24 protein-coding genes are annotated in these 24385 nt (G+C 50.8%); 20 read left to right on the top strand and 4 right to left on the bottom strand.

Features of this window, described 5'->3' with window-relative positions; genetic code table 11:
• Positions 1–822 precede the first annotated feature (822 nt).
• The 5 genes from EDC54_RS08670 (at position 823) to EDC54_RS08650 (ending at position 5432) form a co-directional block, all read left to right on the top strand.
• Positions 823–1737, top strand: a complete 915-nt coding sequence (locus tag EDC54_RS08670; RefSeq protein WP_132455230.1) for a metal ABC transporter substrate-binding protein — start codon at positions 823–825, stop codon at positions 1735–1737.
• A complete protein-coding gene (locus tag EDC54_RS08665) occupies positions 1734–2624 on the top strand; it encodes a manganese/iron ABC transporter ATP-binding protein (RefSeq protein ID WP_132455228.1) in 891 nt (296 codons plus the stop codon). Before EDC54_RS08670 ends, EDC54_RS08665 begins: the two co-directional genes overlap by 4 nt.
• Positions 2624–3487 (top strand): metal ABC transporter permease, encoded by an 864-nt coding sequence (locus tag EDC54_RS08660; protein WP_132455226.1) that lies wholly within the window; start codon positions 2624–2626, stop codon positions 3485–3487. The genes EDC54_RS08665 and EDC54_RS08660 overlap by 1 nt, the downstream gene beginning before the upstream one ends.
• Positions 3484–4341: a metal ABC transporter permease gene (locus EDC54_RS08655; RefSeq protein WP_132455224.1), complete on the top strand. Its 858-nt coding sequence runs from the start codon at positions 3484–3486 to the stop codon at positions 4339–4341. The genes EDC54_RS08660 and EDC54_RS08655 overlap by 4 nt, the downstream gene beginning before the upstream one ends.
• Before the next feature lie 230 nt (positions 4342–4571).
• Positions 4572–5432 (top strand): fructosamine kinase family protein, encoded by an 861-nt coding sequence (locus EDC54_RS08650; protein ID WP_132455222.1) that lies wholly within the window; start codon positions 4572–4574, stop codon positions 5430–5432.
• Between the two features lie 54 nt (positions 5433–5486).
• Here the strand turns inward: EDC54_RS08650 and EDC54_RS08645 are convergent, their stop codons facing one another.
• Complete coding sequence (locus EDC54_RS08645) at positions 5487–6035, bottom strand: YniB family protein (RefSeq protein WP_132455220.1); 549 nt, start codon at positions 6033–6035, stop codon at positions 5487–5489.
• Between the two features lie 301 nt (positions 6036–6336).
• Here EDC54_RS08645 and hxpB point away from each other — a divergent pair, with 301 nt between their 5' ends.
• Positions 6337–7005, top strand: coding sequence for a hexitol phosphatase HxpB (gene hxpB / locus EDC54_RS08640; RefSeq protein WP_132455218.1), 669 nt, complete (start codon positions 6337–6339; stop codon positions 7003–7005).
• A gap of 57 nt (positions 7006–7062) precedes the next feature.
• On the opposite strand, the gene EDC54_RS08635 is transcribed toward hxpB, so the two are convergent.
• A complete protein-coding gene (locus EDC54_RS08635) occupies positions 7063–7395 on the bottom strand; it encodes a cupin domain-containing protein (RefSeq protein ID WP_132455616.1) in 333 nt (110 codons plus the stop codon).
• 369 nt (positions 7396–7764) lie between these two features.
• Here EDC54_RS08635 and kduI point away from each other — a divergent pair, with 369 nt between their 5' ends.
• The 11 genes from kduI (at position 7765) to EDC54_RS08580 (ending at position 20057) form a co-directional block, all read left to right on the top strand.
• Complete coding sequence (kduI, locus tag EDC54_RS08630) at positions 7765–8601, top strand: 5-dehydro-4-deoxy-D-glucuronate isomerase (protein ID WP_132455216.1); 837 nt, start codon at positions 7765–7767, stop codon at positions 8599–8601.
• Positions 8602–8681: 80 nt separating this feature from the next.
• Entirely contained in the window at positions 8682–9443 is a 762-nt protein-coding gene (gene kduD, locus EDC54_RS08625; protein WP_132455214.1) for a 2-dehydro-3-deoxy-D-gluconate 5-dehydrogenase KduD, read from the top strand.
• A gap of 273 nt (positions 9444–9716) precedes the next feature.
• Positions 9717–11348, top strand: a complete 1632-nt coding sequence (gene pelW, locus EDC54_RS08620; protein ID WP_132455212.1) for a pectate disaccharide-lyase PelW — start codon at positions 9717–9719, stop codon at positions 11346–11348.
• Between the two features lie 44 nt (positions 11349–11392).
• On the top strand, positions 11393–12283 hold the full coding sequence (locus tag EDC54_RS08615; RefSeq protein ID WP_132455210.1) for a carbohydrate ABC transporter permease: 891 nt from the start codon (positions 11393–11395) through the stop codon (positions 12281–12283).
• Positions 12276–13181 carry a carbohydrate ABC transporter permease gene (locus EDC54_RS08610; protein ID WP_132455208.1) on the top strand — a complete coding sequence of 302 codons (906 nt, stop codon included), beginning with the start codon at positions 12276–12278 and terminating at the stop codon, positions 13179–13181. Before EDC54_RS08615 ends, EDC54_RS08610 begins: the two co-directional genes overlap by 8 nt.
• A gap of 13 nt (positions 13182–13194) precedes the next feature.
• Positions 13195–14322: an ABC transporter ATP-binding protein gene (locus EDC54_RS08605; protein WP_132455207.1), complete on the top strand. Its 1128-nt coding sequence runs from the start codon at positions 13195–13197 to the stop codon at positions 14320–14322.
• Between the two features lie 15 nt (positions 14323–14337).
• Positions 14338–15627, top strand: coding sequence for an ABC transporter substrate-binding protein (locus EDC54_RS08600; protein WP_132455205.1), 1290 nt, complete (start codon positions 14338–14340; stop codon positions 15625–15627).
• Positions 15628–15869: 242 nt separating this feature from the next.
• Positions 15870–16586: an oligogalacturonate-specific porin KdgM family protein gene (locus EDC54_RS08595; protein WP_132455203.1), complete on the top strand. Its 717-nt coding sequence runs from the start codon at positions 15870–15872 to the stop codon at positions 16584–16586.
• Between the two features lie 308 nt (positions 16587–16894).
• On the top strand, positions 16895–17869 hold the full coding sequence (gene paeX / locus EDC54_RS08590) for a pectin acetylesterase PaeX (protein ID WP_132455201.1): 975 nt from the start codon (positions 16895–16897) through the stop codon (positions 17867–17869).
• A gap of 94 nt (positions 17870–17963) precedes the next feature.
• Positions 17964–18539, top strand: a complete 576-nt coding sequence (locus EDC54_RS08585; RefSeq protein ID WP_132455199.1) for a metal-dependent hydrolase — start codon at positions 17964–17966, stop codon at positions 18537–18539.
• 123 nt (positions 18540–18662) lie between these two features.
• On the top strand, positions 18663–20057 hold the full coding sequence (locus EDC54_RS08580; RefSeq protein ID WP_132455197.1) for an L-cystine transporter: 1395 nt from the start codon (positions 18663–18665) through the stop codon (positions 20055–20057).
• 97 nt (positions 20058–20154) lie between these two features.
• Here the strand turns inward: EDC54_RS08580 and osmE are convergent, their stop codons facing one another.
• A complete protein-coding gene (gene osmE, locus EDC54_RS08575) occupies positions 20155–20484 on the bottom strand; it encodes an osmotically-inducible lipoprotein OsmE (RefSeq protein WP_132455195.1) in 330 nt (109 codons plus the stop codon).
• Positions 20485–20709: 225 nt separating this feature from the next.
• Here osmE and nadE point away from each other — a divergent pair, with 225 nt between their 5' ends.
• The 3 genes from nadE to EDC54_RS08560 all read left to right on the top strand — a co-directional run bounded on the left by nadE (position 20710) and on the right by EDC54_RS08560 (position 24031).
• Complete coding sequence (gene nadE / locus EDC54_RS08570; protein ID WP_132455193.1) at positions 20710–21534, top strand: ammonia-dependent NAD(+) synthetase; 825 nt, start codon at positions 20710–20712, stop codon at positions 21532–21534.
• A gap of 248 nt (positions 21535–21782) precedes the next feature.
• Positions 21783–23501 carry an ABC transporter ATP-binding protein gene (locus EDC54_RS08565; protein ID WP_132455191.1) on the top strand — a complete coding sequence of 573 codons (1719 nt, stop codon included), beginning with the start codon at positions 21783–21785 and terminating at the stop codon, positions 23499–23501.
• Between the two features lie 125 nt (positions 23502–23626).
• The gene (locus EDC54_RS08560) at positions 23627–24031 is read left to right on the top strand and encodes a nitrous oxide-stimulated promoter family protein (protein WP_132455189.1); all 405 of its coding nucleotides are present in this window, start codon (positions 23627–23629) and stop codon (positions 24029–24031) included.
• A gap of 54 nt (positions 24032–24085) precedes the next feature.
• Here EDC54_RS08560 and ihfA read toward each other — a convergent pair whose 3' ends face one another.
• Positions 24086–24382, bottom strand: a complete 297-nt coding sequence (ihfA, locus tag EDC54_RS08555; protein ID WP_009112984.1) for an integration host factor subunit alpha — start codon at positions 24380–24382, stop codon at positions 24086–24088.
• Positions 24383–24385: the final 3 nt, after the last annotated feature.

The following is a 24385-nucleotide window of genomic DNA, read 5'->3' as shown; positions in this document are numbered from 1 at the left end:
TCGCCACGGGTTCAATCGTGTGCAACGACACCGTCGGATAGCGGGATAGATGGAAGACACCGTGTACGGCAAGGTAAACGCGCTTCCTGCCCAGTCCGCCGGTAAATCGCCCCGAAGGCCTACTCGTACAACGGGCAGAGAATTGACGTTCTACGATTAAACACGCTGGGCATTTGCGTAAAGCGTGCCGCGGTTGGGCACGCTTATATCAATATTTGAAATCAATTATCAGATTGATGCTTTCTGCAATTTTCATATAGCGACATGCCATAATAAAAATTATCTAAGCTCGACGCTTTCTCCGCGGGGGGGGAAATTAACTGGTTTGAACCAGCAAAACTAATAGAATTATCAGAAGAACCAATAAAAATATACTCGCCAGCTTCCAGCGTCGCTCAGATTTCATGCTCATATTTATCCGCAATCCTTTTAGTATAAAAAATAAACAAATCACACACATTGCTCATAGGTTATCGGCAGTCAGCAGAATTATTTAAGCGTTGAGGCCATTTTCCTTTCTCTGACCTGAATGTCCCTGTGTCGCTATTAAAGATGGAGGCTTAACGTGTCAGACCGGGTTATCGTTAGACTTTCGTTGCAACGTTAAGTACGATTCATTAAATTAAAGAAATATATCTGTTACTAAAGGAGCATGATGCGTTCCTTACTGGTGCAAGCCCGTCACGACGGCCTGCTAACTACGTTTTATCGTGCCGCCAGATTCGCCTTCATATTGATTCTCCGCTCTTCTTTGCCCCTTGACTCAAATGATATTGATAATTATTCTCAAAAAACACTTTCACGGTTTGTAAGGATAGCCTCATGATTGCTTTTCACGCGCATTTACCTACCCTGTTCCGCCGGATCGTACTCCCCTGCACGCTGTTTCTGTGCGTTGGCACGTCTGCGCTGGCGGCGGAAAAACTCAAGGTCGTAACCACCTTTACAATCATCCAGGATATTGCACAAAACATTGCCGGCGATGCCGCAACGGTTGAATCCATCACCAAACCCGGCGCAGAGATACATGATTATCAGCCAACGCCACGCGATATTGTGAAAGCGCAGTCTGCTCAGTTGGTCTTGTGGAACGGTATGAATCTCGAACGCTGGTTTACCCGCTTTTTCGAGAACGTCAAAAATGTCCCCGCGGTCGTGGTGACGGAAGGGATCGTCCCGCTCCCAATCCGCGAAGGCGCCTATAACGGCAACCCTAATCCGCATGCCTGGATGTCCCCATCGAACGCATTGATCTATATTGATAATATTCGAAAAGGCCTGGTAGAAGCGGATCCGGCCAATGCGGAAACATATAATCGGAATGCGAAAGCCTACGCCGAAAAGATTAAGGCGCTTGACGCCCCGCTGCGCGAACGTCTCTCCCGTATCCCGGAAGCGCAGCGCTGGTTAGTCACCAGTGAAGGCGCATTCAGCTATCTGGCGAAAGATTACCGGTTTAATGAAGTCTATCTCTGGCCGATTAACGCCGATGAACAAGGTTCACCACAGCAGGTTCGCCGGGTTATCGATACCGTGCGTGAAAAAGCGATCCCTGTCGTGTTCAGTGAGAGTACCGTTTCCGATAAACCCGCCAGACAGGTGAGCAAAGAAACCGGGGCGCAATACGGCGGCGTGCTGTATGTTGATTCGCTGTCTACAGAAAAAGGCCCGGTGCCAACCTATATCGACCTGTTAAACGTGACGGTGGAAACCATCGCTAAAGGATTTAATCAATGAGTCGCGATCGAGCAGTACAGTCATTAGAAGTTAATGATGTTTCGGTTACTTACAGCAATGGGCATCAGGCCATTCGCCATGCCTCTTTCGCCCTCACTGGCGGTACGATTTGCGCGCTGGTTGGCGTTAATGGCAGCGGGAAATCCACGCTGTTCAAAAGTATTATGGGATTAGTCAAACCGACATCAGGACAGGTGCTGCTCAACCAAAAACCCCTCTATCTGGCACTGAAGCAAAATCTGGTCGCCTATGTGCCGCAAACAGAGGACGTCGACTGGAACTTTCCGGTACTGGTGTCCGATGTCGTGATGATGGGCCGCTACGGAAAAATGAATTTCCTGCGTATCCCCAGTCAGCAGGATCGCGCGATTGTGGCCGAATCGCTGGAGCGCGTCGGGCTTTCAGCGTTGCAACATCGTCAGATTGGCGAGTTGTCCGGCGGTCAGAAAAAGCGCGTATTTCTGGCTCGCGCACTGGCTCAACAAGGCAGCGTTCTGCTCTTGGATGAGCCATTCACCGGCGTGGACGTAAAAACGGAAAATGCCATTATCGATTTGCTGCGTACCTTGCGCGATGAAGGGCACCTGATTCTGGTCGCCACGCACAACCTTGGCAGCGTCCCGGAGTTTTGCGATAACGTCATTTTGGTCAATCGCACCGTTTTAGCCGCTGGGCCGACGGACAGTACCTTTACCCAAAGTAATCTGGAAAAAACCTTCGGCGGCGTGCTGCGCCACATCAACCTCGGCGGCGCTCACCTTCACGATGACGACGATGTGCGCTCGGTAACGGTCCTGACAGACGATGAGCGTCCGGCGGTGTTCTATGGCTCGACCAAGAGCGATCCCCCAGCCTCACGCACCATCTCAGGGGAGAAAAAGCCCTGATGATCGATATTTTATTGCAGCCATTCAGCTATAACTACATGTTCAAGGCGATCTGGGTCAGCGCGATGGTCGGCGGCGTCTGCGCCTTTCTTTCGGCCTATCTTATGCTGAAAGGCTGGTCGCTGATGGGCGATGCGCTCTCGCACTCCGTTGTACCTGGCGTCGCGGGCGCTTATGCCCTGGGCCTGCCCTACGCCGCCGGCGCATTTTTTACCGGTATGCTTGCCGCACTGGCGATGACCATCATCCGCCATCTCACCCGATTGCGCGAAGATGCGATTATCGGCTTTATTTTCTCAAGCTTTTTTGCCGTTGGCCTGCTGATTATTTCGCTCAATCCGACGTCCATCAACGTACAATCCATTATTTTCGGCAATATTTTGGGGATTGCCGACGAAGATATTCTGCAAGTTCAAATCATTACCGGCGTGACGTTCGTGATCCTCTGCCTGCTGTGGAAAGATCTGCTGGCCGTTTTTTTCGATGAAAACCATGCCCGTTCGATTGGCCTTTCGCCCCTGAAGCTGAAAATTCTGTTCTTTACACTACTCAGCGCCTGTACCGTCGCCGCGCTGCAAACCGTAGGCGCCATTCTGGTGATCGCGATGGTGATTACGCCGGGCGCGACGGCTTACCTGCTCACCGATCGGTTTGGTCGTCTGGTGGTGATCTCCATCGCACTGGGCGCCGTCACCAGCGCGGTAGGCGCGTATCTCAGTTTCTTCCTCGATGGCGCAACCGGCGGCGTTATCGTCACGTTGCAAACCGTTATCTTCCTGCTGGCGTTTGTTTTTGCCCCCAAACACGGACTGCTGGCATCGCGTCGTCTGCGGCGACGCGATCAATCAGGAGACGCCTTATGATGCTGATTGACTGGCTTATCGAGCCGTTATCCTACCCGTTCATGCAGCGCGCGCTGCTCGCCGCGATTGTCACTGGCACCGTCTGCGCGGTGCTGTCATGTTATCTGGTGCTCAAGGGGTGGTCACTGATGGGCGACGCCATTTCTCACGCGGTATTGCCCGGCATCGTTGTCGCGTTCTTGCTGGGGATCCCGCTGGTTATCGGCGCTTTCTTTTCCGGTCTCGTTTGCGCTGTCGTCACGGGATACGTAAAAGATAACAGCAGAGTCAAAGAAGACACGGTCATGGGGATCATTTTTTCCGGTATGTTCGCGCTGGGACTGGTGATGTTTGCTCGTATCGACACCGATCAGCACCTGAACCACATTCTGTTTGGTAACGTGTTGGGCATCACCGGGCCAGAGTTGACGCAAATCCTGCTGATTGCCGGAGTGACGCTGGCCGTGATCCTGCTTAAACGACGAGACTTCATGCTGTACTGTTTCGACCCCAGCCATGCTCGCGTTATCGGCCTGCCCGTCAGGATGCTGCATTACGGCTTGCTGTGCCTGCTGGCGATGACCATCGTCGCGTCACTCCAGGCCGTCGGGGTGATTTTGGTGATCGCCATGCTGATTGCGCCGGGGATTATCGCCTTCATGCTCTGCAAACGCTTCGATCGCATGTTGATCGTCGCCACGCTGGTTTCCGTGATTTCCTGTCTTGCCGGCACCATGATGAGCTTCCACATTGACGGCGCGACCGGTCCTTGCATCGTCATCATTCAGGCCCTGTTCTTTACGCTGACACTGATTTACCACCAGTACAAACAGCGACGTCAGCCAGCCTCACCGCTCGCCGTCAACGCCCCGTAACGCTTGCCCCGTGACGTAACCGTTTCGGTTACGTCATCGCTGTACCACAGCATTCGTCCTCATCCTAACCGCGTTATGTTTAATTCCGGCTATATTTGTTTCCGCAATCTCCACCTATCGGTTATCACTGTGCGTTAGATTCCATTTTTATTGCGCTCAATGGGTTACCGTAAGCGTATCACCCCTACGATCAGCAAGGTATCGGGCAACATCTACGGGAGGATGACCTCATGTGGCAAGCTATCAGCCGACTTTTAGAAGAGCATCACGGTGCTGCGGATATTCATGAGCATCGTGAATTACCCGGCGGCGAAATCCATCCGGCCTGGTATGTACGCTATGGCGAACATGACGTGTTCGTCAAATGCGATAACCGCGAAATGCTGACGAAATTCACCGCAGAAGCCGACCAACTGCACTTGTTGGCGCGCAGTAATACGGTGCGCGTACCTGAAGTCTACGGTGTTGGCAGCTCACGCGATTACAGTTTTCTGCTGCTGCAATATCTTCCCGTCAAACCGTTGGATGCGCATAGTGCCTGGCGTCTGGGCGAACAGTTAGCCCACTTGCACCAGTGGAGCGATCAGCCGCAATTTGGGCTGGATTTCGATAACGACCTCTCAACGACCCCGCAGCCCAACAGCTGGCAACGGCGCTGGGCCACCTTTTTCGCCGAACAGCGTATTGGCTGGCAGTTGCAGTTGGCGGCAGAGAAAGGGATGCACTTTGGTCATATAGAAACGTTAATCGCACGCGTAGAGGAACGTCTCGCCGGCCATCAACCCCAGCCCTCACTCTTGCACGGCGATCTGTGGCCCGATAATTGTGCGGGGAGTCAGGATGGCGCGTATCTGTTCGATCCGGCCTGCTATTGGGGAGACAGAGAGTGCGATTTAGCGATGCTGCCGCGCTATCCGACGCTGCCTGCGCAGATTTATGACGGCTACCAGAGCGTGTGGCCGCTGGATAAAGGGTTTATTGAGCGTCAACCCATTTATCAGATTTACTATCTGCTTAACCGCGCCAACCTGTTTGGCGGCAAGCACGTCGTGAACGCGCAACAGTTAATTGAACAACAGCTGTTAACCTGATGACGAAGAAGAGACGCCAGAACCTGGCGCAGTGCGCTGCGCCAGATCGTCTGTTCAGACCAGCAGCCCGAATAAGCGCAGTATCAGGTAGCCAACGCCTGCGATAATCACCGGCAGAATATAGAGCGGAAAGAATTGCTTAAAAATCGAGTGTCCGGGAACCACCACACGTGACTCCAGCGTTTCACGCGTTTTCCCTTCGCTTCCCTTCATTTTTTCCAGAATCATCTGATCTTCAATGCCTTCCCGAATGGCTTTTGCCTGACGAGACATGCGCGCGCCGGAGACTTGCAAGGCCAGACCGACAAAAATCAGGATGTAGATTAGCCAGAACATCAGCGTCGCCGCACTGGAAAGGCGAGTAAAATCCGGCACGGGCGAGTTGTACCAGAAAAGGTTCAGGAAAGGCGTATTAAACCGGACCATGTCGACCATCAGGTGCAGAAAATCCAGAAGAACAGCATCAATACCTTGTTTTTTCTCAATATAGGTGTAGAGATAATTAGCTAGCGAAACAAAGGTGGAAAGCAGTGCCGGAATAAAAAGGATCCATCCGCCAATACGTTTAACCACGGCAATACGGCCAGCCTGTTGATACGTCATGAGAACCCCTTCTTAGCGACGCAACATCGGTAATGTATCGTTTTACGAAGGGTAGCCTACTGCAAGTTTGCGCGCAGTCAACTTTTTATCGTCCGCATGGGCTGATAAGCCGCAATCCCTTTTCTCCACGTCATCTTTCAGTCCGCATTCACATTGGCTGTACGATCCCCATTTGCCGCCCTTCCCTGACGAGCCACCCTTTCACGTTGTGAAAAAGCGGATCTTTGTCCTGCGGCTCGACTTATTTAACCTATAGTTTACCATCGAAGTTTCCTGTTTTTTTGGTGATGGAGCCCATGCTATGTCCTTTGATTCTTCTACTTTACGCGCAGCGATTTTCGATATGGATGGATTGCTGATTGATTCAGAACCACTGTGGGACAGCGCCGAATTGGAGGTCATTGCCTCGCTCGGCGTCGATATCTCGCTACGGGAGTCAATGAAAGACACGTTGGGGCTGCGCATCGATATGGTTGTCGACCTCTGGTATCAGCGTTCCCCCTGGACCACGCCGAGTAAGGATGAGGTCGTGCGCCGTATTATCGAGCGCGCGATCGCATTGGTTGCCGAACGACGTCCTCTTTTGCCGGGTGTGGAACATGCGCTACAGCTGTGCCGCGAGCAAAACCTTAAAATTGGGTTGGCCTCTGCCTCACCGCTCCACATGCAGCAGGAAGTGTTGCGAATGTTTAATCTGACCCACTATTTTGATGTCTTAATGTCAGCCGAAGCGCTGCCCTACAGTAAACCGCATCCGGAAGTCTATCTGAATGCCGCAAACGGGCTGGCGGTTTCCCCCTTGCAGTGTATTACGCTGGAAGATTCGGTAAACGGCATGATAGCAACCAAGGCCGCTCGCATGCGCTCTATCGTGATCCCACAAGCGGAATTTCGCGCAGATGCCCGCTGGGCGCTGGCCGATCACAAACTGGATTCACTGAGTCAGCTGACGCGAGAACATCTGGTATAGCGAAAGCGTAGGCTATCAGGAAACATGGCCGGCCTATGACCGACCATGTTGGTGAAATTACAGAAAATCAGCCCGTTTGGGCGAGAAGGTGTCGATCAGAACGCTGCCGTCTTCCAGTGAAACCACGCCATGCATCTCATTTTTCACCGCCAGATAAGCATCGCCCGTTTTCAGAATCCGTTTTTCACCTTCAATGACCACCTCAAAGCTGCCCGCAGCGACATAGGCAATCTGGTCATGAATATCATGCTTGTGCGGCGTGCCAATCGCACCTTTATCAAAGTGCACATAAACCATCATCAGATCATCGCTCCAGGTCATGATCTTGCGCTTTATGCCGCCCCCCAGCTCTTCCCACGGCGTCTCATCATCAATAAAGTACCTTCTCATCATCCTCTCCTTTAACACTTTTATGATTCATACCTTTTATTGCGTAGACACATGGTGCACAACAATGCGTATATGCGTATGGATTACGACATTCTAGCCACATCAGTCACGGATGAAACTTAAAATAAGCAAAACCATGACGGCCCTCAAGAAATAAATAAAACATTATTTCATTTTTATTGAATTCGCATCCCATCCAAACTATCATCCCGAATAACAAGAAAGAACCGGGCATGATGAGGAATAGGTGACGTTGTCACTGCCACGCGACATTGCCTGTTTCGCCCGGTACTTTCATCAGGAATGGCTCCGGTACCGGAACTCACTCCTGTTTTTTTTGTTTTCTCAGAGAGAGAGAGAGGCTAAGACATGCAAGTTCGTCAAAGCATTCACAGCGATCATGCAAAGCAGTTGGATACCGCAGCCCTGCGCCGCGAATTCCTAATCGAACAAATTTTTTCTGCCGATACCTACACGATGACGTACAGCCACATCGATCGCATCATCATCGGCGGTATTATGCCCGTACACAGCGCCGTCGCGATTGGCAGCGAAGTGGGCAAGCAGCTGGGCGTCAGCTACTTCCTTGAGCGCCGCGAGTTGGGCGCCATTAATATCGGCGGCCCGGGCGTGGTGACCGTCGATGGTAAGCGCTATGACGTGGGGAATGAAGAAGCGATTTATGTCGGCATGGGCGCCAAGGATGTGCAATTCACCAGCGTTGACGCCGCCCATCCGGCGAAGTTCTACTATAACAGCGCGCCGGCGCATACCACGTACCCGACCCGCAGGATCACTCAGGCAGACGCTTCACCACAAACCGTGGGCGAAGATGCCACCTGTAATCGCCGCACCATTAATAAATACATCGTTCCCGATGTCTTGCCCACCTGTCAGCTTACGATGGGATTAACCAAGCTGGCCGAAGGCAGTCTGTGGAACACCATGCCTTGCCATACGCATGAGCGCCGGATGGAAGTGTATTTCTATTTCGACATGGATGATGAAACGGCGGTTTTCCACATGATGGGACAACCGCAGGAAACCCGTCACATCGTAGTTAAAAACGAGCAGGTGGTGATTTCACCGAGCTGGTCAATTCATTCCGGTGTTGGCACCAAACGCTACACCTTCATTTGGGGCATGGTTGGCGAGAATCAAATTTTCGGTGACATGGATCACGTCAAGGTTAGCGAGTTGCGTTAATCGCTTTCCATCGGAATTACCCGTGTTCCCTACAATAACAGCTAACGACGAATATTGTCGCTTACAGAGAGATTATGGCTATGATTTTAAATTCTTTTAATTTGCAAGGTAAAGTCGCGCTTATCACAGGTTGTGATACGGGCCTGGGTCAAGGTATGGCTATCGGTTTGGCGCAGGCGGGTTGTGATATCGTTGGGGTCAACATCGTTGAACCAAAAGAAACCATTGAAAAAGTCACCGCATTAGGACGCCGCTTCCTTAGCCTGACTGCCGACATGAGCAATATTGCCGGCCATGCCGCGCTGGTAGAAAAAGCCGTTGCTGAATTTGGTCACGTCGACATCCTGGTCAACAATGCCGGGATCATTCGTCGTGAAGATGCGATCGACTTCAGCGAGAAAAACTGGGATGACGTCATGAACCTGAACATCAAGAGCGTTTTCTTCATGTCTCAGACCGTGGCTCGCCAGTTCATCAAGCAAGGTAAAGGCGGCAAGATCATCAACATCGCGTCGATGCTCTCCTTCCAGGGTGGGATCCGCGTGCCTTCTTACACCGCATCCAAAAGCGCTGTAATGGGGGTAACCCGTTTGCTGGCGAACGAGTGGGCGAAACATGGCATTAACGTCAACGCCATTGCTCCGGGCTACATGGCAACAAACAATACCCAGCAGTTACGCGCCGATGAAGAACGCAGCAAAGAAATCCTGGATCGTATCCCGGCAGGCCGCTGGGGCTTACCGCAGGACCTGATGGGACCGGCAGTCTTTCTGGCCTCCAGCGCGTCTGATTACATCAACGGCTATACCATCGCCGTCGACGGCGGCTGGCTGGCGCGCTAAGCGCAATTTTTCTTAGCGCTGTATCGCCAATCTGCGACAAAAAGCACAATTACGGTTGTGCTTTTTATTTACTTTTCAGTTTATTATTTTATCTCCTATATTCCCTCGCCTCACCAAAATCATTTCCTAAAAAAAACAAAACAACGTTCCTACTTTGATCACACTTTCGATATTGCGTACATGACGGCATGGTCAATCGCACAATATAATCAATCAAAACAGTGTTTCTATTTATAAGGAACTGTCACACAGTTCTAAAAAAGAAGGTACTCCATGAGTATTTTTATAAACTTACACACCAGCATGAAGTCACAGCTTGACGAATGGATTGCCGCACTGGATAGCCATATCACCTGCGTGCAGGAGAAAGGCCGCAGTCAGCGAAATCCAACGCCATTACTGGCTGACGGCTTTGATGTAACAACCTATGCGCCAGTGGTATGGCGGTTCCCGGATGGGCGCAATGCGCCAATTTCCAATTTCGCCAGCCAGCAAAACTGGTTAAGAACGTTGTGCGCCATGAGCGCAGTGACGGGTAATGACACTTACCAGCAGCAGGCCATCGCACAAAGCCAATATTTTCTGGCCCATTTTGTGGATGAGCATAGCGGCCTGTTTTATTGGGGCGGCCACCGTTTTATTAATCTCGATACGCTGAACGCCGAAGGGCCGGAATCCAAATCTCAGGTGCATGAACTCAAGCACCACCTGCCCTATTACGCCCTTCTGAATCGCGTTGATGCGGAAAAAACGCTGAATTTTTTGCAGGGTTTTTGGCATGCCCACGTCGAAGACTGGCACTCACTGGATCTGGGGCGTCATGGCGATTACAACAAAAAACGCGATCCCGCGGTGTTCCTGCATGCCCGCCGCGACGTCGTTGATCCGTCACAGTGGCCGGTTCTGCCATTAACGAAAGGGCTTACCTTTGTTAATGCCGGCACGGACTTGATCTACGCCGCCTTCAAATATGCGGAATATACCGGTGACCCTAACGCCGCCGCTTGGGGTAAGCACCTTTATCGTCAATATGTTCTGGCTCGCAACCCGGAAACCGGGATGCCCGTCTACCAGTTCAGTTCACCACAGCAGCGTCAGCCGGTGCCAGAAGATGACAACCAGACACAATCCTGGTTTGGCGATCGTGCTCAGCGCCAGTTTGGTCCGGAGTTTGGCGACATCGCCCGCGAAGCCAACGTCCTGTTTCGCGACATGCGCCCGCTGCTGATCGATAATCCACTGGCGATGCTGGACATTCTGCGCACTCAGCCTGATGCGGAAATATTGCATTGGGTAATATCCGGGCTGAAAAATTATTATCAATACGCCTATGACGTCACCAGCAACACATTACGTCCCATGTGGAATAACGGTCAGGATATGACCGGCTATCGTTTTAAGCGCGATGGTTATTACGGCAAAGCAGGTACGGAATTAAAACCGTTTGCATTAGAAGGTGATTATTTATTGCCGCTGGTTCGCGCTTATCGCCTGAGCGGTGATGAAGAGTTGTCTGCCCTGATAAATACCATGCTGACGCGCCTGATTAAAAAAGATATTCAACATATCGCCAGTCCGGTACTGCTGTTGGCCATCATTGAATTAGCGGATCATCAACAATCAAAATCATGGGCACATTACGCCGCGCAGCTGGCGAGCGTTCTGTTCGAACAGCATTTCCACCGCGGCTTGTTTGTTCGCTCCGCACAACATCGTTATGTGCGTCTGGATGATAGCTATCCGCTGGCTTTATTGACTTTCGTTGCCGCCTGTCGCAACAAACTAAACGATATTCCGCCGTATCTGACATCAGGGGGATATATTCACGGGGATTTTCACGTTAACGGGGAAAATAGAATTGTTTATGACGTGGAGTTAATTTATCCAACGCTATTAACAGCTTAATTTTATATTTTTAATGGTTCACATTTACTAAATAGGTAAGCATTATGAATGAAAACAGAATGCTGGGGTTAGCCTATATCTCTCCCTATCTTATAGGGTTGATAGTCTTTACCGCTTTCCCCTTTGTTTCCTCATTTTTTCTCAGTTTTACTGAGTATGATTTAATGAATCCTCCTGAGTTTACGGGGCTGGATAATTATCACCGTATGTTCCTGGAAGATGATCTTTTCTGGAAATCAATGGGCGTTACCTTTGCCTATGTATTTCTGACTATTCCATTAAAATTGATATTTGCTCTGTTAATTGCATTCGTGCTGAATTTTAAATTACGCGGTATTGGCTTTTTCCGTACCGCTTATTATGTGCCTTCTATTCTGGGCAGCAGCGTGGCAATCGCCGTACTGTGGCGCGCGCTGTTCGCCATTGATGGCCTGTTGAACAGCTTCCTTGGCGTATTCGGCTTTGATGCCATCAACTGGCTGGGCGAACCTTCGCTCGCGCTGATGTCGGTGACCCTGCTGCGCGTATGGCAGTTCGGTTCCGCCATGGTGATCTTCCTGGCGGCTTTGCAGAACGTTCCGCAATCACAATATGAAGCGGCCATGATCGACGGCGCCTCCAAATGGCAAATGTTCCTGAAAGTCACGGTACCGCTGATTACGCCGGTGATTTTCTTTAACTTTATCATGCAGACCACTCAGGCATTCCAGGAATTTACGGCGCCTTACGTCATCACTGGCGGCGGCCCAACCCATTACACCTATCTGTTCTCTCTTTATATCTACGATACGGCGTTCAAGTATTTCGATATGGGCTACGGTGCTGCGCTGGCATGGGTTCTGTTCCTGGTTGTTGCGGTATTCGCGTCTATCTCCTTTAAGTCGTCTAAATACTGGGTGTTCTACTCCGCTGATAAAGGAGGAAAAAATGGCTGACATGCATTCAAATTTGACCGCAGCCCAGGAAGTTGCCGCCGCAGAAGTGCGCCGCACGCTGCGTAAAGAAAAGATCAGCGCCGCTATCCGCTACGTGATACTGCTGTTCGTCGGTTTGCTGATGCTTTACCCACTGGCGTGGATGTTTTCCGCGTCGTTTAAACCGAACCACGAGATTTTCACCACGCTGGGGTTGTGGCCGGCTCACGCCACCTGGGACGGGTTTATTAACGGTTGGAAAACCGGTACGGAGTACAACTTCGGCCACTATATGATTAACACCTTCAAATATGTGATTCCGAAAGTGATTTTGACAGTGATCTCCTCCGTCATTGTGGCTTATGGTTTCGCACGTTTTGAAATTCCATGGAAGAATTTCTGGTTTGCAACGCTGATCGCCACCATGCTGTTGCCCAGCACCGTATTGCTGATCCCGCAGTACATCATGTTCCGCGAGATGGGCATGCTTAACAGCTATCTGCCGCTGTATCTGCCGCTGGCATTCGCTACGCAAGGGTTCTTTGTGTTCATGCTGATCCAGTTCTTACGCGGCGTACCGCGGGATATGGAAGAAGCCGCGCAGATCGATGGCTGCAACTCCTTTCAGGTGCTGTGGTATGTGGTCGTACCGATTCTGAAACCCGCCATCATCTCTGTTGCGCTGTTCCAATTCATGTGGTCAATGAACGACTTTATCGGCCCGCTGATTTACGTCTACAGCGTGGATAAATACCCGATTGCGTTGGCACTGAAAATGTCTATCGACGTTACCGAAGGCGCGCCGTGGAATGAAATTCTGGCCATGTCCAGCATCTCCATTCTGCCGTCCATTATTGTTTTCTTCCTGGCACAGCGTTACTTCGTACAAGGCGTGACCAGCAGCGGAATTAAAGGTTAATAGAGGATTTATCATGGCTGAAGTAATTTTCAACAAACTGGAAAAAGTCTATTCCAACGGTTTCAAAGCCGTTCACGGCATCGATCTGACTATTAAAGACGGCGAATTTATGGTGATCGTCGGCCCCTCTGGCTGTGCGAAATCCACCACGCTGCGTATGCTGGCCGGTCTGGAAACCATCAGCGGCGGTGAAGTCCGTATCGGCGAGCGCGTCGTTAACAATCTGGCGCCGAAAGAGCGCGGAATTGCGATGGTGTTCCAGAACTATGCGCTCTACCCTCACATGACGGTAAAAGAGAACCTGGCGTTTGGCCTGAAGCTGAGCAAAATGCCCAAGGCCGAAATTGAAGCGCAGGTCGCCGAAGCCGCCAAAATTCTGGAGCTGGAAGACTTGCTGGATCGTCTGCCTCGTCAGCTATCCGGCGGTCAGGCGCAGCGTGTCGCCGTGGGTCGAGCCATCGTGAAAAAACCAGACGTCTTCCTGTTCGACGAACCGTTGTCAAACCTGGATGCCAAGCTGCGTGCCTCGATGCGTATCCGTATTTCCGACCTGCACAAACAGTTGAAGAAAAGCGGCAAAGCGGCAACAAGCGTATATGTCACCCACGACCAGACTGAAGCCATGACCATGGGCGACCGCATCTGCGTGATGAAGCTGGGTCATATCATGCAGGTTGATACGCCGGATAATCTGTACCACTACCCGGTCAACATGTTCGTCGCCGGTTTCATTGGTTCACCGGAAATGAATATCAAACCCTGCAAACTGGTTGAAAAGGACGGTCAGGTCGGCGTGGTTGTCGGTAACAACGCGCTGCTATTGAACGCGGAAAAGCAGGAGAAAGTTCGCAGCTTTGTTGGGCAGGACGTTTTCTTCGGCGTCCGTCCGGAATATGTCGCCGTGTCAGATACGCCGTTTGATGACAACCACTCTCAGGGCGAGCTGGTACGCGTAGAAAACATGGGCCATGAATTCTTTATGTACATTAAAGTTGATGGCTTTGAATTAACCAGCCGCGTTCCTTCTGATGAAGCCCGGCTGATTATCGAGAAGGGACTGCATCGTCCGGTATATTTCCAGTTCGATATGGAAAAATGCCATATCTTTGATGCAAAAACAGAAAAAAATATCTCTCTTTAACAGGAGTAGTAACCGATGAAAAAAGCGATCCTACACACGTTAATAGCTTCATCTCTGGCATTGCTGGCTGCGCCGTCTTTTGCTGCCGACCAAGTTGAGTTAAGAATGTCCTGGTGGGGCGGCAATAGCCGCCACCAGCAGACGCTTAAGGCGATTGAAGAATTTCAGAAGCAGTATCCAGAGATCAAGGTGAAAGCGGAATACACCGGCTGGGATGGCCACCTGTCTCGTCTCACCACCCAGATCGCCGGGAATACCGAGCCGGATGTGATGCAGACCAACTGGAACTGGCTGCCGATTTTCTCTAAGAACGGCGACGGTTTTTACGACCTTAACAAAGTCAAAGACTCACTGGATCTGTCGCAGTTCGATCCGAAAGAACTGCTAAATACCACCGTCAATGGCAAGCTGAACGGGATCCCGATTTCCGTTACCGCGCGTGTGTTCTATTTCAACACTGAAAGCTGGAAAAAAGCGGGGCTGGAATATCCGAAAACCTGGGACGAACTGATGAATGCCGGCAAGGTGTTCAAAGAAAAACTCGGTAACCAGTACTACCCTGTCGTGCTGGAACACCAGGATTCTCTGGCGTTGCTGAACTCCTACATGGTGCAGAAATACAATATTCCGGCCATCGACGTCAAAAGTCAGAAGTTTTCTTACAGCGACGCGCAATGGGTTGAATTCTTCGGCATGTATAAGAAGCTGATCGACAATCATGTCATGCCTGATGCGAAATACTATGCTTCCTTTGGTAAGACCAACATGTATGAGATGAAGCCGTGGATCAATGGCGAGTGGTCTGGTACATACATGTGGAACTCCACCATCACCAAATATTCCGACAACCTGCAACCCCCGGCTAAACTGGAACTGGGCAGCTATCCTATGCTGCCAGACGCGAAAGATGCCGGCTTGTTCTTCAAACCCGCGCAGATGCTGTCTATCGGTAAATCCACCAAGCATCCTAAAGAATCGGCGCTGTTGATTAACTTCCTGCTGAACAGCAAAGAAGGCGTTCAGGCTCTGGGTCTGGAGCGCGGCGTACCCTTGAGTAAAGCCGCGGTGGCGCAGTTGACGGCCGACGGTATCATCAAAGATGATGCGCCAGCCGTGTCCGGGTTGAAATTGGCTTTATCTCTGCCGCATGAGGTTACCGTTTCACCTTATTTCGACGATCCACAAATTGTCTCCCTGTTTTCAGATACTATCCAGTCTATCGACTATGGTCAAAAATCGGTTGAAGACGCCGCAAAATATTTCCAACGTCAATCAGAGCGTATTTTAAAGCGTGCAATGAGATAACATATTATCGATAATTTATATATTCCCCCTGCCGTTTCACGGCAGGGTTTTTCATTTAAATTAAAACAATGGAGATATTTAAACCGATCTGATTCACAATTTGAAACTACATTTTACTTTTTGTTACCCAAGACGATCCCGATCACAGAACGCAAACTAATTATAAATAAAATAGAACTTGTCCCAAAAAACATAATGCGTGTTTTTATTAAGCGACATCCTAACCAATAGGGAATATAACAATGAAGCTCAAATTAATTGCTCTGGCAGCCACATCAATAATTAGTGTGAATGCAATGGCTGTGACTATTGATTATCGCCATGAAATGAAAGATACCCCGAAAAACGATCACCGCGACCGTTTATTACTTTCTCACCGTTTTGCTAATGGATTTGGGCTTTCGCTCGAAGGAAAATGGCGCCAGTCAGGTAATGATACCACGCCGAATAAGCCTTACCATGAAACCGTTAGTAATGGGACAGAAGTCGTTGCCAGCTACGTTTATAAAATCAACAAGACCTTCCAGGTTGAACCCGGTTTTTCTTTAGATTCAAACTCTAACGGCAATAACTATCGTCCTTACTTACGTGGACGCGCCAACGTCACTGACGATTTATCCTTCTCGCTTCGTTATCGTCCTTATTACCAGCGCTATAATAACCGCGTGGGTACGAGTAACCCAAATACCAAAGAAACCGGTTACCAAATTACGGGCGTCGTCAGTTATAAATTCCTGAAAGATTTCCAAATCGACTACGAACTTGAATATAAAAAAGCAACGCAAGCAGGCCGTCTGCTGTATGATAACGACAATTATGATTACACCCACGACGTGAAACTGTCGTATCGTTGGGATAAAAACTGGAGACCGTATACCGCGATTGGTAACGTCTCTCAGGACGGAACAAGCGATCACCGCCAGACCCGTTTCCGTGTCGGCGTACAATATAATTTCTAATAATTAGTGATTATTTAATAACACGTCATTAATAAGCATAGGGATGTTATTGCTAATTGATATTTTTTTGATTTTATCATTAACATCCCTGAACATGATGTCAATATTCGTTCAAGAAGTCAGTCATATTGTTGAATGCCTGTGCCTTAGCTGTAAAAACTGCTGTGTCTGATTTACCCTCTTCGTGTATGAATGTTTTATAAAATTTCGCGGTTCAGGGTAGTTATTTTTTCTCCGATGTAATGACTACCCTATTTTTTGCTATTTTATCTCGATCTCCTCTTATTTCTTGCGTCAGGTGAACTATCATGATTGTTCGTTCTCTGCTTGTCGGGGCCCTTATGGCATCTGTAAACGGATTCTGTTACGCACAGCCTGTTTTCCCAATTTGGCCAAACGGTGAAGCGCCCGGCGCGTCTTCTTCAAAGACTCAGCCGCAAGTGGTCGAGCGCAGTAAAGACCCATCGCTTCCCGATCGGGCCGCAACCGGTATTCGCCGCCCGGAAATGACCGTCTATCAGGCCGAAAACCCTAATGGCACGGCATTGCTCGTCATGCCGGGCGGCGCCTACCAACGCGTAGTGCTGGATAAAGAAGGAAGTGATTTAGCCCCTTTCTTTAATCAACGCGGCTATACCCTTTTCGTCATGACCTATCGCATGCCCGGCGAAGGCCATCAGGAAGGAGCCGATGCGCCGCTGGCCGATGCCCAACGTGCGATAAGAACGCTGAGAGCCCATGCCGACAAATGGCACATCAACCCGCAGCGTATCGGAATTATGGGCTTTTCTGCCGGAGGGCATGTTGCAGCCAGCCTCGGGACCCGCTTCGCGCAGTCCGTTTATCCCACCACAGATGCGATCGATAACGTTAGCGCCCGCCCCGACTTCATGGTGCTGATGTACCCTGTGATTTCCATGCAACCCGCGCTTGCACACGCGGGCTCGCGTCAACAGTTAATCGGCGCAGCACCGACAGAAACCCAGACGACCCGTTACTCTCTTGAAAAACAAGTCACCAGCCAGACGCCACCAACGTTTCTGGTACACGCGGTTGACGATCCTTCCGTTTCAGTGGATAACAGCCTCGTCATGTTCAATGCCCTGCGCGAAAAACAGATTCCGGTCGAGATGCATCTTTTTGAGAAAGGGAAACACGGCTTCGGCCTGCGCGGAACGAAAGGGCTGCCTGCCGCCGCCTGGCCTCAACTGCTCGACAGCTGGCTACGCGCTTTGCCTGACACCAGTGAACAACCGGAAAACGCGCAGCATAAGGTGCCATAACGACAAGTGTAATAAATCGTTACGTTGTCACTGCTTTCGCGGACCAGGACAATCTCTTATACTGTATAAAATAACAGTTTTTTTGAGAGAGTTCATGACTGCGGAAGGACACCTCCTGTTTTCTGTTGCCTGCGTGATTCTGGCTAAAAAAGTAGAACTATCGCCAGCACTGGCGACAGGTGACTGGTGGCATATTATTCCGGGCGCACTCCTTACCGCGCTGCTGCCCGACATCGATCACCCGAAATCCGCCCTTGGGCAGCGGCTGAAGTGGCTTTCCACGCCGATTGCCCGGCTCTTCGGGCATCGGGGATTTACTCACAGTCTTCTCGCCATTGCCGCCGGCATTTTTTTTATCCAAACGCGCCTGCCGCCAGACTGGCTTCTCCCTACCGACGTCTACCACGCCATGATCGTCAGCTATTTAAGCCACATTCTTGCTGATATGCTGACGCCGGCGGGCGTACCGCTGCTTTGGCCCTGCCGCTGGCGTTTTCGTTTGCCGCTCTTAAACAGCCAGAAAAATAATCAGTTAGAGCGTTTCTTTTGCCTCGCCTGCATCGTTTTTTCGCTTTACCAGCCGCAAAAGAATTGGGCATGTTGTACCTACGAACAGTCCTTTAACCTCCTGCAATCCGCACAAACCTACATTTTTCAGTATGTGAAATAGCCGCATGATCACCGCCAGACATATCTCTGTAACATGATGGCAAAAGACCTGCTATCCTGTGCACGTTTGTCATTTTTTATCGCTAAAGTCATCAAGCGAGTTACTGATAGGGAGAAAAGCTGGATGAGCTTTCCACTACTCATAAATATTCTGCTATTTGTCGTATTACTACTGGGCTTAGGCTACGCCAGTCGTAATCGATCCTGGAGTCTGGCAAAAAAAGTTTTGCTGGGTTTGGTCATTGGGGTGTTGTTTGGTCTGGCGTTGCACCTGCTTTATGGCGGCGACAACCCGGTAGTTAAACAGTCTATCGCGTGGTTTAACATCGTGGGCAACGGCTATGTTCAACTCTTGCAGATGATCGTGATGCCGCTGGTCTTTGTCTCCATCCTCAATTCCGTGGCTAAACTGCATAACGCCTCGTCATTAGGGAAAATCAGCGTATTGACGCTCTCAACCCTGTTGATTACTACGTTGATTTCCGCACTGGTCGGCGTTTTTGTCACCAACCTGTTTGGGCTGACGGCCTCCGGTCTGGTACAGGGCGCTCAGGAAACGGCACGGTTAACGGCGATTGAAAGCAACTATGCAGGCAAAGTCGCCGATCTTAACGTTCCGCAGCTTATTCTGTCATTCATTCCCAAAAACCCCTTTGCGGAACTGACCGGCGCGAACCCGACCTCCATCATCAGCGTCGTCGTTTTTGCCGCGTTCCTCGGCGTTGCGGCGCTGCAACTGCTGAAAGAGGATGCGGCGAAAGGCGAACGTGTATTAACCGCCATTGATACCCTGCAATCCTGGGTGATGAAGCTCGTGCGTCTGGTCATGAAACTGACCCCTTACGGCGTCATGGCGCTAATGACTAAAATGGTCGCCAGCTCTAACCTGCAAGACATTCTCAAGCTGGGGAGTTTTGTCGTCGCCTCCTATCTAGGGCTGGCGATCATGTTCGGCGTCCATGCGCTGTTCTTGTCCTTTACCGGCATCAACCCGGCGCGTTTCTTCCGTAAAGTCTGGCCGGTTCTGACCTTCGCGTTTACCAGCCGCTCCAGCGCGGCAACCATTCCGCTCAGTATTGAAGCCCAGACGCGCCGCATTGGCGTACCTGAATCCATTGCCAGCTTTGCGGCCTCTTTTGGGACCACCATCGGTCAGAACGGCTGTGCAGGCTTGTACCCGGCGATGCTGGCCGTCATGGTCGCGCCGACGGTGGGTATTAACCCGCTTGATCCGGTGTGGATCGCAACGCTGGTGGGCATTGTCACCATCAGCTCTGCGGGCGTGGCGGGTGTTGGCGGTGGCGCGACGTTTGCCGCCCTCATCGTGTTGCCCGCGATGGGCCTGCCGGTGACGCTTGTCGCGTTGTTGATTTCAATCGAACCCTTGATCGACATGGGACGGACCGCGCTGAATGTCAGCGGCTCCATGACAGCAGGTACCGTCACCAGCCAGTTGATGAAGCAAACGGATAAAACGATTTTCAACGCGCAGGAAGAGGCCGAGCTGACGCAGCGCTAAGCTTATTGGCTCTAACATCGAAAACGCCGACAGCGCAAGCCGTCGGCGTTTTTTTGATTGATGTGTTTAAATCGTGGTACTTGCAGACGCGATCGATTTAGCGTTGCGGATTGGTATCATACGCCTGGCAGCTCTGGAAGCCTTTGTTCAGCACATGACCCGTCTCGTTGTAGCTCACGAAATAGTTCTGGGCAGTACCATCACGGTTCTTCAGCAGATAATCGCTACAGGTGCCTTTCGCATTCACCAGCGGTCTTTCCGTTCCGCCGCCCGCTATCTGATGAACCTGCTGCTTCGTCATTCCCACCTTCACATCTTTGACCACGGGCTCATTGACATAACTTTCGGCCTTGTTGTAAGCCGAACACCCCGCCAGCAAAACGGCACTTGTTACCGCCATACACAAGAGTAATTTGTTATTCTTCATTTCAGTACCTCATCCATTTATCGGTCACTTTAAGGCTAGTCGCCAAAGACCACTTTTTCAAATCATAATGCCGGGATGTAACATCCTGTCAGGTAGTGTGACACCGTTTATCCATAGGAAAAATGACTGTCTGCCCGCTTGTGCTTTTTCTTCACGACAATTCGTTTTACACTCTGATCATCGAAATAAATTTCGCAGTATCAATAAGTTCAGGAGGGGGGTGGCATGTCATTACAACACGACATTATCACGGCGCTGGGGGTGAAAAGTCATATTGATCCAGCACAGGAAATCCGCATTAGCGTTGATTTTTTAAAGCGTTATCTGACTGCACATCCATTCGTAACATCGTTGGTTCTGGGCATCAGCGGCGGTCAGGATTCAACCCTGACGGGTAAACTCTGCCAGATGGCTATCACGGAATTACGCAACGAGACGGGTAATTCGCGTTACCAGTTTATCGCCGTTCGCCTGCCTTACGGCGTTCAGGCAGATGAAGCCGACTGTCAGGATGCGATCGCCTTCATCCAACCCGATCGGGTCTTAACCGTCAACATTAAACCCGCTGTCGATGCGAGCGAAGCGACCCTGCGCGCGATTGGCATAACGCTTTCTGATTTTGTTAAAGGCAATGAAAAAGCCAGAGAACGCATGAAAGCGCAGTACAGCATTGCGGGAATGAACGCCGGTCTTGTCGTCGGCACCGATCATGCGGCAGAAGCCGTAACGGGATTTTTCACCAAATACGGCGATGGCGGTACCGATATCAACCCGATTTTCCGCTTGAACAAGCGTCAGGGTAAAGCGCTACTGCGCGAACTTGGCTGCCCTTCTCATCTGTATACGAAAGCCCCCACCGCCGATCTGGAAGAAGATCGTCCATCCCTGCCTGATGAGGTCGCGCTGGGCGTCAGCTATGAAAAAATCGACGACTATCTGGAAGGCAAGTCGATCGACGCGAAGGATGCGGCCATTATCGAAAACTGGTATCGAAAAACGGAGCACAAACGTCGTCCGCCGATTACCGTTTTTGATGATTTCTGGCAGTAATTTGCCGCGGTAAACCGCATCGGACATCGGACGCGCCGTCCGGTGTCTCGCTGTCGTCTCTCTATCACGCGCGGCCCTCTGCTCTGCGGATATTCTCTGCGACCTCAACGGGCGAATTGCCAATGTTGCTCTCCCGCGTTTAGCCTCATCAGTCAATGAATTATATCCTGACGCCGATGACGGTCACATTCCACACGATAACCTGCTATAGTCTCGTTCACATTTCTTTAACTAAAAAATCGTCATACATGTTAAAGCGCTTTTTCTCCTATTATTCTCCTTACAAAGGGTTATTCGTTCTCGATTTTGGCTGCGCTGTCCTCGCGGGTTTGCTGGAACTGGGATTCCCGATGGCAATTAAAGCCTTCATCGACAAGCTACTGCCCGCTCAGGACTGGTCGCTGATTCTGCTGGCATCGGTTGCGCTCTTAGCAGTGTACCTGCTCAATACCGCGTTGATGGCCATCGTCAACTATTGGGGACATGCGCTGGGTGTCAGTATCGAAACCGACATGCGGCGACAGGCTTTCGAACACCTGCAAAAGCTGCCGTTCCGTTATTATGACAACATGAAGACCGGGCATATCATCACCCACGTCACTAAAGATTTGGAAGAAGTGGGCGAAATCGCTCACCACGGCCCGGAAGATCTTTTCCTCGCCATCATGACGTTCATCGGCGCATTCATCCTCATGGCCACGGTCCACCTGAATCTGGCGCTTCTGACGATTATTATCGTGCCTTTCATGACGTATCTTGTCAGCCGCTATGGTGCACGCATGACAGAAACCTGGCGTCAGCTATTCGGGCAGGTGGGGAACTTTAACGCACGTATCGAAGAGAGCGTGGGTGGGATCCGTGTGGTGAAAGCCTTCGCGAATGAATCACACGAGAAGAAACTGTTCGCCAACGATAACGAAAACTATCGTCGTACTAAATTGCAAGCCTATCGCATCATGACGGCCAGCATGACGCTCAGCTACCTCAGCACGCGCCTGATTCAGCTCATCGTGATGTTGGCGGGTATCTGGTATGTCATTGAAGGGGAACTCTCCTACGGCGGTTTTATCGGCTTTCTGCTGCTGATTGAAGTTTTCTTCCGCCCCGTCGCCAAAATTACCTCCGTGTTGGAAAGTTACCCCAAAGGTATTGCCGGGTTTAAGCGCTTTACCCAACTGATCGATACCACTCCCGACATTGTCGATGCGCCGGATGCACATGATGCCGGGCCGTTAAAAGGCGATATCCGGTTTAATCAGGTCAGTTTTGGTTATTCAGACGAACGCCCGATTTTACGTCATATCAACCTGACGATTCGCGCAGGGGAAACCGTGGCCTTTGTCGGTCCCTCCGGCGCGGGGAAAACCACCCTTTGCTCTCTGCTTCCCCGCTTCTACGATTTAACCCACGGCGAAATCACCATTGACGGGGTAGACATCCGTCAGATGACACAGGCATCGCTACGCAGCCAAATCGGCATTGTGCAGCAGGATGTCTTCCTGTTCGGCGGCACCATCCGGGAAAATATCGCTTACGGCAAACTTGATGCCAGCGATGAAGACATTATGGAAGCGGCACGACGCGCACGGTTAGATGAAATGATCGAGAATCTCCCCGATGGGCTGGATACCGTCGTCGGTGAACGCGGCGTTAAGCTGTCGGGTGGGCAAAAGCAACGTTTATCTATCGCGCGCATCTTCCTGAAAAACCCGCCGATCCTGATTCTTGATGAAGCGACATCCGCGCTGGATACGGCAACAGAGCAGGCAATACAGCAGTCTCTCAGCGAGCTTTCCGCAGGACGTACCACGCTGGTCATCGCCCACAGGCTGGCAACCATACAGAATGCCGGACGCATTGTGGTGGTGGATAACGGCAGCATTGTTGAACAAGGCAGCCATCAGCTACTGCTGGCGCAAAGCGGCGCCTATGCCAGATTGCATCAGGCCCAGTTCAGTCAGGCCTGATTTTCCTCAACCTTCGGCGAGGATCTTCCTCGCCTTTTCCCTATTAAGATGTGACTTCAGTGGTTTCCTCCCGAATAAATTGCATTTAAAATACACCAATATGAATGCATCAGGACATTGCGCACATGGCGAGAAAACCTCTGGGGAAATACCGACAGCGGGAGATCCGAACCGTCGGCTTGATGATTGCGCTATATGAAAAACATCACCCTGAAGCCGGCGATGACGCCGAGTATAAGGATTTATTCAACTACGCCATCAATCGTCTGGAGCGCTGCCGCTTTGGTGAAGATAAACCGGCATGCAAGCACTGCCCTATCCACTGCTACCAGCCAGCCAGACGCGAAGCGATAAAAGCGGTTATGCGCTGGTCGGGACCGAGAATGTTGTTACGCCACCCGATTCTGGCCATACGCCACTTGATTGACGACCACCGTCCGGTGCCGGACTACCCCAAAAGAGAAACGCAGTCCACGGAGACGATTGAACACACGCCACGGACACCCGCCGGGACGAAGAACTCACGCTGAGAAGACGAATAAAATGAGGAAAAGGCCGCTTTCGCGGCCTTTTGGTAACACTCTTTACTCTTTGGGAGAGGCGTTCTCTACCCTGCTTTTTAGCTTTTGTCCCGGACGAAACGTGACCACGCGGCGCGCCGTAATCGGAATATCTTCGCCAGTTTTTGGGTTACGTCCCGGACGTTGGTTTTTGTCTCGCAAATCAAAATTGCCGAAACCTGACAACTTGACCTGCTCGCCATTTTCCAAAGCACGACGAACTTCTTCAAAAAACAGCTCGACTAGCTCTTTGGCATCCCGTTTGCTCAGTCCGAGCTTCTCAAACAGGTATTCTGACATTTCAGCTTTAGTAAGCGCCATAGG

Origin of the sequence: Samsonia erythrinae (genome assembly GCF_004342665.1) — a bacterium.
GTDB classification, from domain to species: Bacteria; Pseudomonadota; Gammaproteobacteria; order Enterobacterales; family Enterobacteriaceae; genus Samsonia; species Samsonia erythrinae.
Note: the sequence above shows the minus strand (reverse complement) of the source record. Positions and strands in the feature narration are given on the sequence as shown.

What these genes read in the sequence shown, in the direction of transcription:
- EDC54_RS08670 (WP_132455230.1), top strand. Translation starts at nt 823, where the DNA reads ATGATTGCTTTTCACGCGCATTTACCTACCCTGTTCCGCCGGATCGTA.
- EDC54_RS08665 (WP_132455228.1), top strand. Translation starts at nt 1,734, where the DNA reads ATGAGTCGCGATCGAGCAGTACAGTCATTAGAAGTTAATGATGTTTCG.
- EDC54_RS08660 (WP_132455226.1), top strand. Translation starts at nt 2,624, where the DNA reads ATGATCGATATTTTATTGCAGCCATTCAGCTATAACTACATGTTCAAG.
- EDC54_RS08655 (WP_132455224.1), top strand. Translation starts at nt 3,484, where the DNA reads ATGATGCTGATTGACTGGCTTATCGAGCCGTTATCCTACCCGTTCATG.
- EDC54_RS08650 (WP_132455222.1), top strand. Translation starts at nt 4,572, where the DNA reads ATGTGGCAAGCTATCAGCCGACTTTTAGAAGAGCATCACGGTGCTGCG.
- EDC54_RS08645 (WP_132455220.1), bottom strand. Translation starts at nt 6,035, where the DNA reads ATGACGTATCAACAGGCTGGCCGTATTGCCGTGGTTAAACGTATTGGC.
- hxpB (WP_132455218.1), top strand. Translation starts at nt 6,337, where the DNA reads ATGTCCTTTGATTCTTCTACTTTACGCGCAGCGATTTTCGATATGGAT.
- EDC54_RS08635 (WP_132455616.1), bottom strand. Translation starts at nt 7,395, where the DNA reads ATGAGAAGGTACTTTATTGATGATGAGACGCCGTGGGAAGAGCTGGGG.
- kduI (WP_132455216.1), top strand. Translation starts at nt 7,765, where the DNA reads ATGCAAGTTCGTCAAAGCATTCACAGCGATCATGCAAAGCAGTTGGAT.
- kduD (WP_132455214.1), top strand. Translation starts at nt 8,682, where the DNA reads ATGATTTTAAATTCTTTTAATTTGCAAGGTAAAGTCGCGCTTATCACA.
- pelW (WP_132455212.1), top strand. Translation starts at nt 9,717, where the DNA reads ATGAGTATTTTTATAAACTTACACACCAGCATGAAGTCACAGCTTGAC.
- EDC54_RS08615 (WP_132455210.1), top strand. Translation starts at nt 11,393, where the DNA reads ATGAATGAAAACAGAATGCTGGGGTTAGCCTATATCTCTCCCTATCTT.
- EDC54_RS08610 (WP_132455208.1), top strand. Translation starts at nt 12,276, where the DNA reads ATGGCTGACATGCATTCAAATTTGACCGCAGCCCAGGAAGTTGCCGCC.
- EDC54_RS08605 (WP_132455207.1), top strand. Translation starts at nt 13,195, where the DNA reads ATGGCTGAAGTAATTTTCAACAAACTGGAAAAAGTCTATTCCAACGGT.
- EDC54_RS08600 (WP_132455205.1), top strand. Translation starts at nt 14,338, where the DNA reads ATGAAAAAAGCGATCCTACACACGTTAATAGCTTCATCTCTGGCATTG.
- EDC54_RS08595 (WP_132455203.1), top strand. Translation starts at nt 15,870, where the DNA reads ATGAAGCTCAAATTAATTGCTCTGGCAGCCACATCAATAATTAGTGTG.
- paeX (WP_132455201.1), top strand. Translation starts at nt 16,895, where the DNA reads ATGATTGTTCGTTCTCTGCTTGTCGGGGCCCTTATGGCATCTGTAAAC.
- EDC54_RS08585 (WP_132455199.1), top strand. Translation starts at nt 17,964, where the DNA reads ATGACTGCGGAAGGACACCTCCTGTTTTCTGTTGCCTGCGTGATTCTG.
- EDC54_RS08580 (WP_132455197.1), top strand. Translation starts at nt 18,663, where the DNA reads ATGAGCTTTCCACTACTCATAAATATTCTGCTATTTGTCGTATTACTA.
- osmE (WP_132455195.1), bottom strand. Translation starts at nt 20,484, where the DNA reads ATGAAGAATAACAAATTACTCTTGTGTATGGCGGTAACAAGTGCCGTT.
- nadE (WP_132455193.1), top strand. Translation starts at nt 20,710, where the DNA reads ATGTCATTACAACACGACATTATCACGGCGCTGGGGGTGAAAAGTCAT.
- EDC54_RS08565 (WP_132455191.1), top strand. Translation starts at nt 21,783, where the DNA reads ATGTTAAAGCGCTTTTTCTCCTATTATTCTCCTTACAAAGGGTTATTC.
- EDC54_RS08560 (WP_132455189.1), top strand. Translation starts at nt 23,627, where the DNA reads ATGGCGAGAAAACCTCTGGGGAAATACCGACAGCGGGAGATCCGAACC.
- ihfA (WP_009112984.1), bottom strand. Translation starts at nt 24,382, where the DNA reads ATGGCGCTTACTAAAGCTGAAATGTCAGAATACCTGTTTGAGAAGCTC.